Annotated in this window: 15 protein-coding genes; 1 reads left to right on the top strand and 14 read right to left on the bottom strand. The window is 33.3% G+C overall.

Annotated features, from left to right (window positions below):
- Positions 1-75: 75 nt before the first annotated feature.
- Complete coding sequence (locus BC962_RS06460; protein ID WP_121345101.1) at positions 76-2,088, bottom strand: NHL repeat-containing protein; 2,013 nt, start codon at positions 2,086-2,088, stop codon at positions 76-78.
- Between the two features lie 111 nt (positions 2,089-2,199).
- Positions 2,200-2,865, bottom strand: coding sequence for a DUF2461 domain-containing protein (locus BC962_RS06455; protein ID WP_121345100.1), 666 nt, complete (start codon positions 2,863-2,865; stop codon positions 2,200-2,202).
- A 374-nt stretch (positions 2,866-3,239) separates the two neighbouring features.
- Here BC962_RS06455 and BC962_RS06450 point away from each other — a divergent pair, with 374 nt between their 5' ends.
- Positions 3,240-3,983, top strand: a complete 744-nt coding sequence (locus tag BC962_RS06450) for an SDR family oxidoreductase (RefSeq protein ID WP_121345099.1) — start codon at positions 3,240-3,242, stop codon at positions 3,981-3,983.
- Positions 3,984-4,086: 103 nt separating this feature from the next.
- On the opposite strand, the gene BC962_RS06445 is transcribed toward BC962_RS06450, so the two are convergent.
- From BC962_RS06445 to BC962_RS06390, 12 genes are all read right to left on the bottom strand, one after another.
- On the bottom strand, positions 4,087-4,587 hold the full coding sequence (locus tag BC962_RS06445; protein WP_121345098.1) for a peptide-methionine (S)-S-oxide reductase: 501 nt from the start codon (positions 4,585-4,587) through the stop codon (positions 4,087-4,089).
- A gap of 54 nt (positions 4,588-4,641) precedes the next feature.
- Positions 4,642-5,589: an EamA family transporter gene (locus tag BC962_RS06440; protein WP_121345097.1), complete on the bottom strand. Its 948-nt coding sequence runs from the start codon at positions 5,587-5,589 to the stop codon at positions 4,642-4,644.
- Positions 5,590-5,717: 128 nt separating this feature from the next.
- Positions 5,718-6,335 carry an arsenate-mycothiol transferase ArsC gene (locus BC962_RS06435; RefSeq protein WP_121345096.1) on the bottom strand — a complete coding sequence of 206 codons (618 nt, stop codon included), beginning with the start codon at positions 6,333-6,335 and terminating at the stop codon, positions 5,718-5,720.
- Positions 6,336-6,380: 45 nt separating this feature from the next.
- On the bottom strand, positions 6,381-6,854 hold the full coding sequence (locus tag BC962_RS06430; protein ID WP_121345095.1) for a DUF6428 family protein: 474 nt from the start codon (positions 6,852-6,854) through the stop codon (positions 6,381-6,383).
- A gap of 45 nt (positions 6,855-6,899) precedes the next feature.
- Entirely contained in the window at positions 6,900-7,232 is a 333-nt protein-coding gene (locus BC962_RS06425; protein ID WP_121345094.1) for an ArsR/SmtB family transcription factor, read from the bottom strand.
- A 324-nt stretch (positions 7,233-7,556) separates the two neighbouring features.
- Positions 7,557-8,093, bottom strand: coding sequence for a peptide-methionine (R)-S-oxide reductase MsrB (gene msrB, locus BC962_RS06420; protein WP_121345093.1), 537 nt, complete (start codon positions 8,091-8,093; stop codon positions 7,557-7,559).
- Positions 8,094-8,301: 208 nt separating this feature from the next.
- Positions 8,302-8,901 carry a fasciclin domain-containing protein gene (locus BC962_RS06415; RefSeq protein WP_121345092.1) on the bottom strand — a complete coding sequence of 200 codons (600 nt, stop codon included), beginning with the start codon at positions 8,899-8,901 and terminating at the stop codon, positions 8,302-8,304.
- A gap of 332 nt (positions 8,902-9,233) precedes the next feature.
- The gene (locus BC962_RS06410) at positions 9,234-10,259 is read right to left on the bottom strand and encodes an NADP-dependent oxidoreductase (RefSeq protein WP_121345091.1); all 1,026 of its coding nucleotides are present in this window, start codon (positions 10,257-10,259) and stop codon (positions 9,234-9,236) included.
- 149 nt (positions 10,260-10,408) lie between these two features.
- A complete protein-coding gene (locus BC962_RS06405; RefSeq protein ID WP_121345090.1) occupies positions 10,409-10,711 on the bottom strand; it encodes an ArsR/SmtB family transcription factor in 303 nt (100 codons plus the stop codon).
- Between the two features lie 142 nt (positions 10,712-10,853).
- Entirely contained in the window at positions 10,854-11,720 is an 867-nt protein-coding gene (locus BC962_RS06400) for a DMT family transporter (protein ID WP_121345089.1), read from the bottom strand.
- Between the two features lie 132 nt (positions 11,721-11,852).
- Positions 11,853-12,308: a J domain-containing protein gene (locus BC962_RS06395; RefSeq protein WP_121345088.1), complete on the bottom strand. Its 456-nt coding sequence runs from the start codon at positions 12,306-12,308 to the stop codon at positions 11,853-11,855.
- 78 nt (positions 12,309-12,386) lie between these two features.
- Positions 12,387-13,103 (bottom strand): pirin family protein, encoded by a 717-nt coding sequence (locus BC962_RS06390; protein WP_121345087.1) that lies wholly within the window; start codon positions 13,101-13,103, stop codon positions 12,387-12,389.
- Between the last annotated feature and the right edge of the window lie 57 nt (positions 13,104-13,160).

Here is a 13,160-nt window from a genome sequence, read left to right as displayed (position 1 = left end):
TAATAGAATATACAAAAAGCCCTACTGCATTGGCAATAGGGCTTTTTCTATCAAAAAAATCTGAGGTTAAAGTTATTAGTTATTGTATAAAAATAATGAAGATGCGGACATTAAATCATTTGAAACTGTTGGAGCAATGTCTCCTGTAATATTTAAGACATTAGTAAAAGCCAAAACTTTTCCATTTCCTACTTCAGCAATAAACACAGTATTAGTTTTATGATCGTAAGCGACATCTATAGGATTTCCTAATAAAGTAGAAGCTCCAGAAACTCTGGTTTGATCTGCTAATGAAATACTCCCTCCAGTTGCAGTAGCTTCTAAAATACTACTAAAGTTCTGAATCACTTGAAAACCACCATCATTAGTTGCATTTGCAGCATCACCTATATCTGTCATCACCAATACATCATCTGCTTCATTATAATCTATCCCGTGTGTTCTTACTATTCCTGCAATGGTAATTCTCTTATCTGGGGATAATGTTCCATCTGTAGCATTATTCAGAAAATTATTGAAGACCGCCAGATCACTAGAGTTATCTACAACAGCTAAAAGATCATCTCCCTTAAAAGTGATTCCCCAAACATTAAATCCTGGATCTACCGTATTTTCCAAAGTAAAAGAAGAGCCATTGTAGGAATAAACATAAAACATGTGTGTTCCATTATCTGAAACTACAATTTTATTTCCTGAAACTGCAATTTCTCTCGGGCTCGTTAGATCTGCATTACTTGAAAAATCGGAGGTTACAATAGATGCATCTGCTGCATTAGAAAAATCTGAATAATAAGCTAACATAAGATCTGATCTTGATGCTTGAATTAATATATCGTTAGTCCCAGAATAATAGATTCCTTCTGAAGCTGTAGATCCTGAAGTAATGGTTTTTACTAACATGCCTACACCATCGTATATGTTGATGTCTCCATTAGCATTGTTGGTAGTATATAGCTGTGTTTTTAATGTGGAAGATTGAGTTGAATTTCCTGAATTCCCATCTGTTTCATCACTGGAAAAATAAATTGAAGAGGCTCCAGCAAGATCCTTCGAAAAAGTAGGTGATAAATCTCCTCCATCTCCTATAGAAGAAAAGCCTAATACAGTTCCATTTCCAATTTCAGAAATATAAACAGTATTCTCTTCAGAATCATATGCTACATCAATCGGATTTCCTAAACCTGTAGAAGGTCCGGCAACACGCGTTTGCATATTTAAAGTTAAAACTTCCCCATCTGAGAGTGCATCAAATTTACTGGAAAATTCATTAATTATATGAAAACCTCCATCATCGGTTACATTTGCTGCATCTCCAATATCCGTCATCACTAAAACATCATCTGTTCCATCATAAGTAATTCCATGGGTTCTAATAATTCCTTCGATAGAAATTCTTTTTGATGGAGCGAGTGTTCCATCTATTACATTATTCTCAAAATCGTAAAATACTGCAAGATCGTTAGTTGTATCTACAACTGCATAAAGGTCGTTTCCTTTAAATGTAATTCCCCAAACAGGAAACGGTATTGTCACTGTATTTGCTAAAGAAAAACTATCTCCGCTTTTAGTATAAACAAAAAATTTATTAGAACCATTATCTGATACTACATAGGTATTTCCATTAACTGCAAGTTCACGAGGGCTCTCCAAATCTACAGCACCTGTATAGGTGGTTGTTAAAGAAGCATCTGTCATAAAGCTTGAAATATCTGAATATGCTTCCAACTGTAAGTTAGAACGTGAAGCTTGAACCAAGAGATCATTATTGGTATCGTAATAAATTCCTTCGGCTGAAGAGGATTGAGTAGTGAACGTTAGAGTAGAATCTCCTGAAATGCTATATTTAGTAATATTTCCGCCAGCATTACTAGTTACATAAAGTTCTGTTCTTCTCCCTAGCATTGTAGTTGTACAAGGTTCGCACATTGTACCTCCACAATCGACACCAGTTTCAGTACCATTCATAATTCCATCTGTACAAGTTCCTTCTGCAGCCATGTAGTCGTCATCGTCTGAACATGATACAACCAAGGATAAGCACAGAGAGAAAAGACTAAGTCTAAACAATTTTTTCGTTGAAATTTTCATATCTCGTTTTGTTGATTAATAGTATAATATCTACGGAGACAGGAAGTGAGCAGTTTCTAAAGAACTACTAATTGTTTGTTAAAGACTCTTAAAAAAATATTTATAGCTTATTTAAAGGATCGCTTTATTAAAGAAATTATTAAGTGGTTGCATAGTTTTCCAATATTCCATGATTAGAGAATCTAGATTATGGTTTGTAATTGTTTCTGGCGGTAAAGTAGTTCCATAGTAAAACTGCTTATTAGCAATTAGAGGTTCATTTTTAAGTGCACTTTGAAATTCTTTAGGAATACGTTTGTTTATCTCACCCCTAACGGAACCAAATTTTTCTTTAAAATCTTCGTTATCTATCAAGAAACGAAACCCTTTTGTGTCTGCACTAATTGCTGCTCTTATCTTATGAAGTTGTAGTGATGAAGGTTGATAACAGCGTCCCATAATTGTGATGTTTTCTGGTGAAAACCTTATATACATCCCAGGAAGACTTTTATTTTTTCTACCATTTGTAGAAATTGCTGCTGAAGAAAACAATTTATAAGATGATTTATCTTTAGAGAAGCGTACATCTCTATGTAACCTAAAAATACACTCTTTTGAAGTAATTTGATAATCTGTATCTAATATGCATATTTCCTCAATGATTTTTTCTACAAAGGCTTCAAAAGGTTCCTTTACGCTTTTTTCATAGCGTTCTTTATTTGCGTGAAACCATTCTGTATTATTATTTACCGTCAACTCTTTAAAGAACTCGGAAAAATCATCTGTAAAATAACTCATGTTGAAAATTTTGATTGATTTAGAAATGAAATTCAATTTGAAATTCACTCCAATAGTAGGACGGGAAATCTTGGTGTTCCTTAATAAATATTAATGATTTGAATTTTCTTAACCATTTTTAAAAATAGGTAATCTACTTCAAGATCGAAGATTTTAAACTTCATTAAAATCTAGTTAATGTTTCATTTATAAAGTATGAACTATTCCAATTATTAAAAACTATATACTGTTTAAGTACATTTTAAGAATTCCGATTGATGTAGGTTAACCAAACGGGTTAAACTAATCATAATCCTACATTCTGGCGGGTTTAAGCCTTTTCTAAGCTCTAGATTTGCATTATAATTTAATTTTTAAACTTAAAATTCATAGAAATGGAAAATAATATAAAGGGAAAAGTTGTTGTAATTACCGGTGCTAGTAGTGGTTTAGGAGAAACAACAGCTAGACATTTAGCAAGCAAAGGAGCATCAGTTGTTTTAGGAGCTCGTAGAATAGAGAACTTGGAAAAAATAGCAAATGAGATCCGTGAAGATGGTGGAAAAGCTGAAGTTTTAAAAATGGATGTAACTAAGGCTTCAGAAGTGAAGGCTTTGGTAGATAAGGCTGTTTCTACATTTGGGAAAATAGATGTGCTTATTAATAATGCAGGTTTAATGGCAATTGCTCCACTTTCTGAAACTAAAGTTGAGGAATGGGATAAAATGATAGATATCAATATAAAAGGAGTTTTATATGGGATCGCGGCAGTATTGCCAATATTCCAAAACCAGTCTTCTGGGCATATTATTAATCTGTCTTCTGTAGCAGGAATAAAAGTGTTTAGTCCGGGTGGAACTGTGTATAGCGGAACCAAATATGCGGTTAGAGCAATTACTGAAGGATTAAGACATGAAGTTGGAGGTGCAATTAGAACTACTTCTATAGAGCCAGGAGCTATCGATTCTGAACTAAAACATGGAAGTTCTCATGAGGAAAGTTCTGCAAACGTAAAAGAATTTTACAAACAAGCAATACCTTCAGATTCTATAGCTCGTGCTATTGCGTATGCAATTGAGCAACCAGATGATGTGGATGTAAATGAAATTGTAATTAGACCAACTGTACAAGAGTTCTAGATTGCAATTAATTTAAATATTAAAGGGTTTAAGGAACATAGTTCTTTAAACCCTTTTTCTTTGAAAATTAGAACTATTAAATAGCTTTTAATTCTGATTAAATTTAGAATTTAGATTTAATATTTCCAGAGAATTCCTCCAGTAAGACTTTTAGTTTTGGAGCTATATATGTTTTACAAAACGGTTTTTCTGGATCTTTGAGATAATAATCAAGAAGTTCTTCCCTTGAGGCTTTAAATTTATTAAAGGAATACACTTTTGTGATTAGCTTATAATTAAATTCTGGCTGAAGATTCTTCAAAATCTTTATAGAATGAGCATTTTGATATTCAGAATAAGTATACACCGCAGATCTGTACCTTCCCCTCATGCTATGCATGGACATACTTTTATGGGTGTAAAGATGGATTTCGATAAGCCTTTCCAGAGGAATAACTTCTGAATTGAAGTGTACAATGACAGCTTCAGAAAAATTTGAATGCTCATCAAAAGAAGATACATAACCCTGCTCTACCTTTTTTACACCAATTAGAGATTGAAAAACCGCTTCGGTACACCAGTGGCAACCACCTCCTAACGCAATTTTTTCTAAAGAATTCGGCATAAAATTAGGTCTTAGATTAGTTTAAGAATTATTGCTTAAAAAAAAGAAATGTCTTTATTTTAATTCAACTTTCTTTGGTCTCATCCTTCCTTTAAATCTAGACAGAAGAATCAATTTCTTCTTGGTATTTATAAAATAAACTCCTGTTAATAGAACAATAGCAGCAATAGAAGATTGTAGGGTTATTTGTTCATTTAGAAAATACCAGCCTAAACTCATCGCTATAATTGGGTTTACATAGGTTGAGGTAGCAACTTTCTCTGGAGAAACAACTTTTAATAAATAATTGAAAGATGTAAAAGCCACAATACTTCCAAATAAAATTAGAAGGATCATAGAGATCTGTACCTCGCCACTCCAAGTTGTTGGAAGTGACCATGATTCTCCAAAGGCGAAACTAGCGAGCATAAGCATGATTCCACCAGAAAACATTTGATAGCCGGTATTCACAAAATAATTGGTAGGCAAATCTGCTTTACTTACAAAAATACTTCCGTATGCCCAGCTTACTAAACATAAAAAGATCATTCCCATTCCAATAATAGAATCTCCATCACTAATTATCTGCTTCTGACTTACCAGAAGGTACATTCCAATAATTCCGAAGCCAACCCCTATCAACGACATGGTTTTTATTTTTTTACCTTCTAAAACTCTTAATAAAAACAATACAATTAATGGTTGTGCAGAGATCTCCAAGGCTGCAAATCCGCTGTCTACAAATTTAAGAGCCCATACAACGATCCCATTACCAAAGCTGAGAAACAGAAAGCCAGCAATAATGGTATTTTTAAGTTGCTTTTTAGTAATAGAAATATTAATTCCCGAAATCTTACAAATTATAAAGATCAAAAGACCTGCAGTTATAAATCTAATAGCTGCTAGCATAAATGGAGCAAGTTCTGTTACTGCGATCTTATTTAAAAGATATGTGGAACCCCAAATAACATATATCGAAAAAAAAGCAAGTACAATAAGTACTGTATTTGGAGTCTTTCCCATGAAGATTTTCATTTTAAATAAAGTGCAATAATAAGATAAACTTTCAATAAAGTAAGTTGCTAAAAATCTAAATAAAAAAGACTTGGTTTTGGTTTACTTTATAGATTTAGGAACTCAAAATTGATTTATTATAAAGACTTGATCTCTGAAAAAACATACTTCATTTCAGTTGCAATTTGTAAACTTCTATCTTTATAAACCGCTTTTTGGTTTGGTGTTCCATCAGACACTTTTGGATCTTCGTACGTGATCGGGATCCTTATTTCTGCTCCTTTAATAAGTGGACAATTCTCATCTGCATCAGAACATGTAAGAATGGCAGCAAACTCCGTTTTCGGATTGGTTTCAGAATCAAAGGTTTTTGAGAAGGCATTGATCGGGGATACCTTTTCTGAATATGTTATATTATAAATAGGGTTAGACCCTTTGGAAATAACTTTTATAACAAAACCTAAATCTTTTAAAGTTTCAGCAACCATAGGATATAAAGCGGTAGCCTCAGTTCCTCCAGAATAACAAACAACTTTATTCAGATTAAAATAAGCAGCAATCGCTTGTGCCCAAACTTGAGAGAAATGACTTCTTCTAGAATTGTGGGTACAAATAAAGTTCAGTTTAATCTCCTTGTTAGTATCCAGCTTTTCTTGAATATATGCAATTAGTGGTGCTAATATTCTTTTTCTATCTTTCGAAATAGAACTAATATCTAATGATTTTATGACTTCTGAAATTTTTGGAAGTGTCATATTCTAAAAGTAAGTTGGATGATTCTAATTATGTTTATACTAATCCTAGCAACAACCAGATCCTGGTGCAAAAGAATTTGCTTCTTCTTTTGTAAGATGGGATAAATTCACCTTAATTTTTTCTGAAGGAATTCCACATTTATCTTTTGCAAGACAATCTGTTAATTTGGTAGTTAAAAGAAAATTATCACCTTCAAAATCTAGACCGTATTTCCCTATCGTTGAGCCTTGATATTCTACTTCAATCTCCAGATCTTCCATATCTAATACTTTTTCTGAAAGTTCAATAATACTTGCTAATTTTTCAGGATGAAGTCTATGATCATAATCGTTGGCCTCCCAAAGCTGAAAATTAGCTACTTCCTCTTTCCTAACTGTCCCCCCACAATCTATGAAGTGTTTAGATACTTTTCCAACTTCTGTTACATGAAAGTGATTTGGTACTAAACTCCCATCAGGAAGTTCAAAAGCGATGGTTTTTAAATTTTGGAGAGCTTGTTTTATTTCTGAAAGTTTCATTATTCTAATGTTTTAAATTGATAATTCATTTATTGGTTTACCTATCTATTTACAGCTATTAACAGTATTAGGTTGTAACTCCAAGAATTCTTTAAATAATCCCAGGGCCTCATTCCATTTGTCTTCATTAATACAATAACATACACTCGTTCCCTCTACATTACCTTTAATGAGTCCCAAGTTTTTTAGCTCTTTTAAATGCTGAGATATTGTTGGCTGTGCTAAACCGATCTCTTCAACAAGATCTCCACAAATACAAGTTTGCATTTTAAAAAGATGTTGTAAAATGGCTACTCTAGCCGGATGCCCAAAAGCCTTTGCTATTAAAGCAATCTCATTTTGCTGTTCTGTAAAAATTTCTGATTTGGTAATTCCCATAATAATATATTAATACATTGCAATATTACGATTAATATATTTGTATTAAAAATATTTTATATAAAAATAGCTTATCCTTCTCATCAGAAGTACAATGTCTGTCATCCTGAGCTTGTCGAAGGATTTTTTTTTCGTCAAGCAGAACTTGTTTCAGCTTCTTTTTTATAAAACTCCTATTTATTTAAATACTGAAATTAAACCCAGGATTTCAACTAACTGTCATCCTGAGCTTGTCGAAGGATTTTTTTCGTCAAGCTAAACTTGTTTCAGCTTCTATACCTTAAAACATACACTCGAATCCGGTCGAAATAACTGGGTTTTAATTTACTCCTTCGGGATAAATTTAAGTGCTGCAGAATTAATACAATATCTAATATGGGTTGGTGCAGGTCCATCCATAAATACATGACCTAAGTGTAGACCAGTAGATTTTTCGATCACTTCATTTCTCACCATTCCAAGGCTATTATCTTTTACCCAAATAACACCCTCGTTAGTTATAGGTTCACTAAAAGATGGCCAACCTGTTCCAGAATCAAATTTAGTTGCAGAACTAAATAAAGGTTCACCCGTGGCCGCACTTACATAAACACCTTCTTCATGATTATTATAAAATGCATTATTAAATGGGGGTTCAGTTCCTTTTTTAACCATGATTTCATATTGGTTTGCAGTTAATTCCGCTTTCCATTCACTTTCAGATTTTGCTTTAGGGAAATCATGACTAAATTCTGTCTCAGTCTTTGCAGAAATTTCATCTTTAGACTTTCCTTTTTTCTGACTATTCTGACAAGAAACTTGAGCTATTGCCAGAAAAATTAAAATTGTGAAGATGCTATATTTTGAAATTAGATTTTTCATTATTGTTGTTTTTATTCAATTCTCTTGGAATTAATTTCTAGAGAATTCTGATTAATATTCTTATGTTATTCTATGTACGTAAAGTCTCCCCTAGCCTTTCTTAAGCTAATGCCAAATCTTAACAGATTAATATATTAGTTATAAAGCAAACTAATGAGAATAAAAAAAGCGACTGTTAAAAGTCGCTCTTTTAGTCATTTAAACTATTTTATGCTTTTGGCAACATTACAGTATTTACAACATGTATCACTCCGTTAGACTGATTAACATCTGCAATAGTTACCATAGAAGTTCCTCCATTGGCATCTGTAATTTCCACATTACTTCCTTTCACCATTGCTGTTAAAATTCCGCCATTTACGGTAGTGAACATTGCTTTCCCATTACCATTTTTAATAGCTTTCATAATATCCATAGAAGAATGTTTTCCAGCTACCACATGGTAAGTAAGCACACTTTGCAATTTCATTTTATTTTCAGGTTCTAAAAGACTTGCTACCGTTCCTGCTGGTAATTTATCGAAAGCAGCATTTGTTGGAGCAAAAACAGTAAATGGCCCATCGCCTTGTAAAGTGGTTACAAGATCTGCAGCTTTTACAGCCGCAACCAAAGTTGTATGCTCTTTAGAGTTCACCGCATTTTCAACGATGTTCTTTGTTGGATACATTGCTGCTCCCCCAACCATCACTGTCATATCCTTGGACATATTCATATCTTCTTTCATGGCTTTGTCTTTAGAAGAAGAACATGCTCCTAAAGAAAGGATCGAAACGAATAATAATGCTTTAAAAATGTTTGTAGTTTTCATAATTGTTGATTTGTTATTGTTATATGTGACTAGATAAACGCATCTAAGATCGGGGCGGTTTTAAATAGCGATCGATTTAGCCTTTCTTTAACAATAGACAAACTATGATTTACTTGGCTTTAGGCTGAATATTAATGATTTACATGTTTTGATAAAATTCTCAACATTTAAGGAATAAATAGGGAAGTGACCTATTTTGAAGATTATAAAAGCAATACCTCTTTATAATAAACAACAAACCACCTTAAAATTATATTTCAAGGTGGTCTATAATGGTATAAGTATTCAACTTTTAAAAAGTTTTGAGAACTGTGTTTTAAATTGATTGAAAACTAAACTTTAACGATCATCTTTCCAGTATTAACTCCTTCAAACATTCCAGCTAGGGCTTTAGGTAAATTATCGAAACCATCAAGGATAGTTTCTTTATATTTCAGTTTACCTTCCTTAAGCCATGGCCCCATTTCAGCAAGCATTTCTTCCATTCTATCATTATAATCTCTAGATAGAATTCCTTGTATGGTTGCACGAGTGTAGAGCATTTTGTGTAAAAATCGGGGCCCTAACTCCGGAGTTTCCAATCCGTGGTTGTATTGGGAGATCTGTCCACAAATTAAAATTCGCGCTTTATGATTGATAAGATTAAAAACGGCATCGGTGATTACCCCTCCAACATTGTCATAATAAACATCTATACCGTTTGGAGCGGCATTGTTCAAAGCTGCAGTCATCTCTTCTAAAGACCTATGCTCTTTATAATTGATCACGGCATCTGCTCCCAGTTCATCAGTTAAAAAATCCAATTTTTCTTGTGTTCCTGCAATACCTATCACTTTGCAACCTTTGATCTTTGCTATCTGAACAACTGTAGAGCCCACAGCACCTGCTGCACCACTTACTACCACAGTATCCTCTTTTTTAAGTTTCCCTGCCTCTAAAAGGCCGAAATAGGCAACACGAGCAGGCATTCCAAGAACCCCCAGGGCAGTTGAAATAGGCGCAACCTCCGGATTTAATAGCCTTGCTTCGTTTTCTTGAACAATGGCGAATTGTTGCCATCCTTTGTAGCAGTTTACAAAATCTCCATTTTTCAATTTAGTGGATCGGCTTGCTATCACTTCGCCAACCATACCTCCACCCTGAACGATACCTAATGAATGTGGTTTTTCCCATGTATTATGAGTGGATTGTTGGATACGCATATATGGATCTACACTTAAATAAAGAGCTTTTACCAAAACCTCTCCTTCGTTAAGGTTATCTGAATTTAACTCTTCAACATTAAGCTTGTAATGCTCCTCACCAATTTGTCCGGAGGGACGTTCTGTATAGATCCATTGTTTGTTTGTAATCTTCATTTCGAAATTATTTTATAAATAAATTAGTTTGGGAACAACAGATATCATGTTCTAAATAAATCAAAAACTTGTAAGCTCCCGAGGTATGGAATAGAGAATATTCTTATAAATTCTAGGCAAGCCACTGGATATTAAACCCTTGTTGAGGATTATAGCTGATTGTTTAAAGCTTTAATATATTCAGCAATTACAGCTTCATTCCTTTTATAATAGGTCCATTTTCCATGACGCGTCGGGATTATTAGTGAAGCCTTCTGCATTTGTATTAAATAGGTAGAAATAGTTGACTGAGAAAGACCGGCGCGTTCTGTAATATGAAACACACAAACACCATCATTAAAATGTCCCAAATCCTCGTGAGGTCTAAAATTAGCCTCCGGATCTTTTAACCATTTTAAAATATTCAGTCGAGTTTGATTAGCAAGCGCTTTATTGATATCTATAATTTCCATGTGACAAAGATAAGGTAATACGTAGAACACATCTATAAATCTAGATATAAGAATCTATCTCTTATGAAATATGAATTTCTAAAATCATCAAATATTTAAAGAAGTTTAGATTAGCTGTTCTATTATTAAAAAGAAGTTCGGTCTAATCTAATACTACTTTAGTAGTTTTTTTATTCAATCTGGAAATCAAATAACTACTTGTAACAATCAAGCTACCACCTAATAGAATGTTCCAAGTAATTGGTTCATCTAGCACAAAATATCCCAACAAGATAGCACTAACTACTTCTAAATACATAAGTGTAGTTGCAGTTGCGGCAGATAATTGCTGAAGTCCGTAAAAAAAGAGTTTAAAAACCACAATCCCAATTAAAAATCCGTAGAAAACACCAATTCCTAGATCTGTTACTGTTGCTGAAGGAATTGCAGTTAAAAATGGAATAAAAACGATAGCTCCAACTATATTCTGATAAAAGACCATTTGGTTCTTACTATATCTTGAATTCTCTGCCTTGAATAACACAACTGTAATAGCATAACCAATTGAAGCTCCTACGGCTGCAAGCATTCCAATAAAATCATCAGACTGAAAACTGAAGGGTTTCCCAATGTAGGTGATCACTATTCCCGTGAATGCCAATAGAAGTAGCAGGGTTTGTTTACGTTCTATTTTTTGTTTGAAAAATAGAACCTCAATTATAGTGACAAATATGGGATAGGTATAGAAAAGAACTACCGTATTCCCTATAGAAGTATAAATATATGCCAGCAAATAGAGATACATCCTCGCCGCATTGATAAGAGACGCGAGTAACATTTTTTTATTATCCCCTTTAAAATGCAATTCGCCATTTTTCCATAAAAAAGGAATCAAAATCAAGATTGGAATTCCAGTTCTAAACCAAGCAATAGTACCGGTGCTTAAACTAGTCATGGATTTTATTAGCAAGCCATTAGCACCAGCAAGAATTGCGCAGATTATAATAGCATAGATCGCCTTTTTATTCATAACGGAAACTTCTATAAGTAGATTATCAATACCAAGTTTTCAATCCAATACTGTTATTAAAAACCTGATATAAAAAACAAATTCCAAAAACAGCAAGTGCTTTTGGAATTTAAAATATTGTTTAAGCGAAACTTATGCTGGTTGTAGCTCCTGATCTTTTTTAGACTTTCTATAAAGGAAAGAATTAAAAATGTTTCTTTTTGCAAATCTAAATTGTCTATCAGAATTTACAAACTTAACAAACAAAGGTTTATTTACTCCAAAGTACTCATAAGTCGTTCCATCTGTAAAAGATATCTCTAATAAATTCCCTTTATGTTGGAAATCGGCAATTCCAGCTTCAGAGGTGGTTTTGTTGTATTCTTCAAGATTAGCTGCTTTCGTTTCTGGTGCTATACTCACTAAAAAGTGGTAACCATCAATTATTTGCTTGCTTTTAATTTCAGCTTCCGCGTGTTTCTCATCACTTTCCTGAAATTTATCTGGATGCCATTCTTTTACCAGATTTCTGTAAGAAGTCTTTAGTTGCTTAAGGTCATAACCTTTTTCAACATTAAATAATTTCTTGTATTCGTTAACACGCTTCATAAATGCCTCATTTTAAATAAGGCGCGAAATTACAGCTTTTTATTTAATTATTAGAATCTATTTTTAAATCCTGTGAAATCAATTAATTTGCATTGGAACTTCCATTAATAGCACTTTAGCTTCTGAATCTGCCATCACTTTTAATTTCTCTATTTCCCATACTCCAAATCCATCTCTTTTATCAAGTTTTTGATTATCAATACTTACGGAACCTTCAAGAACAAATAGATACACTCCATTGTTTTTATCGTGAAGTGAATATTCCTTAGAAACACCTTTCTCGAATTCCCCTATAGAAAACCAAGCATTTTGATGGATCCATACTCCATCATCATTTGCATTTGGAGAAAGCACTTGGTAAAACTCATTTTTTTTCTCAAGTTCTCTAATCGAGATCTGGTCATATCTGGGAGCTAGATCTCTCTTATTTGGAAAGATCCATATCTGTAGGAATTTAACTTGTTCCCCTTTATTCTTATTATATTCAGAATGGGAAATACCAGTACCGGCACTTAATATTTGGATGTCCCCTTCCCGAATGGTACTTAAATTCCCCATGCTATCTTTATGTTCCAAATCTCCTTCTAAAGGAATGGAAATAATCTCCATATTTTCGTGAGGATGGGTACCAAATCCCATTCCTGCACTCACTACATCATCATTTAAGACACGTAACACTCCAAAATTCATTCTTTCTGGGTTATGATAATTTGCAAAACTGAAACTGTGATAGCTATTTAGCCATCCATGATTTGCATGTCCCCTTGTATCTGCTTTATGAATTACATATTTCATTGTCCTGTACTTACTAGTTAAAATCTTGAATCTGAAATAAAAGTATATTATTACCGA

This window comes from Gillisia mitskevichiae, from assembly GCF_003634585.1.
In the GTDB taxonomy this organism is placed as follows: domain Bacteria; phylum Bacteroidota; class Bacteroidia; order Flavobacteriales; family Flavobacteriaceae; genus Gillisia; species Gillisia mitskevichiae.
This window is presented reverse-complemented; position numbering and strand designations above follow the sequence as displayed.

Coding starts and splice junctions, on each gene's coding strand:
- BC962_RS06425 (WP_121345094.1), bottom strand. CDS start 7,232: ATGGGAATTACCAAATCAGAAATTTTTACAGAACAGCAAAATGAGATT.
- BC962_RS06435 (WP_121345096.1), bottom strand. CDS start 6,335: ATGACACTTCCAAAAATTTCAGAAGTCATAAAATCATTAGATATTAGT.
- BC962_RS06405 (WP_121345090.1), bottom strand. CDS start 10,711: ATGGAAATTATAGATATCAATAAAGCGCTTGCTAATCAAACTCGACTG.
- BC962_RS06390 (WP_121345087.1), bottom strand. CDS start 13,103: ATGAAATATGTAATTCATAAAGCAGATACAAGGGGACATGCAAATCAT.
- msrB (WP_121345093.1), bottom strand. CDS start 8,093: ATGAAAAATCTAATTTCAAAATATAGCATCTTCACAATTTTAATTTTT.
- BC962_RS06415 (WP_121345092.1), bottom strand. CDS start 8,901: ATGAAAACTACAAACATTTTTAAAGCATTATTATTCGTTTCGATCCTT.
- BC962_RS06440 (WP_121345097.1), bottom strand. CDS start 5,589: ATGGGAAAGACTCCAAATACAGTACTTATTGTACTTGCTTTTTTTTCG.
- BC962_RS06430 (WP_121345095.1), bottom strand. CDS start 6,854: ATGAAACTTTCAGAAATAAAACAAGCTCTCCAAAATTTAAAAACCATC.
- BC962_RS06450 (WP_121345099.1), top strand. CDS start 3,240: ATGGAAAATAATATAAAGGGAAAAGTTGTTGTAATTACCGGTGCTAGT.
- BC962_RS06445 (WP_121345098.1), bottom strand. CDS start 4,587: ATGCCGAATTCTTTAGAAAAAATTGCGTTAGGAGGTGGTTGCCACTGG.
- BC962_RS06410 (WP_121345091.1), bottom strand. CDS start 10,259: ATGAAGATTACAAACAAACAATGGATCTATACAGAACGTCCCTCCGGA.
- BC962_RS06400 (WP_121345089.1), bottom strand. CDS start 11,720: ATGAATAAAAAGGCGATCTATGCTATTATAATCTGCGCAATTCTTGCT.
- BC962_RS06395 (WP_121345088.1), bottom strand. CDS start 12,308: ATGAAGCGTGTTAACGAATACAAGAAATTATTTAATGTTGAAAAAGGT.
- BC962_RS06460 (WP_121345101.1), bottom strand. CDS start 2,088: ATGAAAATTTCAACGAAAAAATTGTTTAGACTTAGTCTTTTCTCTCTG.
- BC962_RS06455 (WP_121345100.1), bottom strand. CDS start 2,865: ATGAGTTATTTTACAGATGATTTTTCCGAGTTCTTTAAAGAGTTGACG.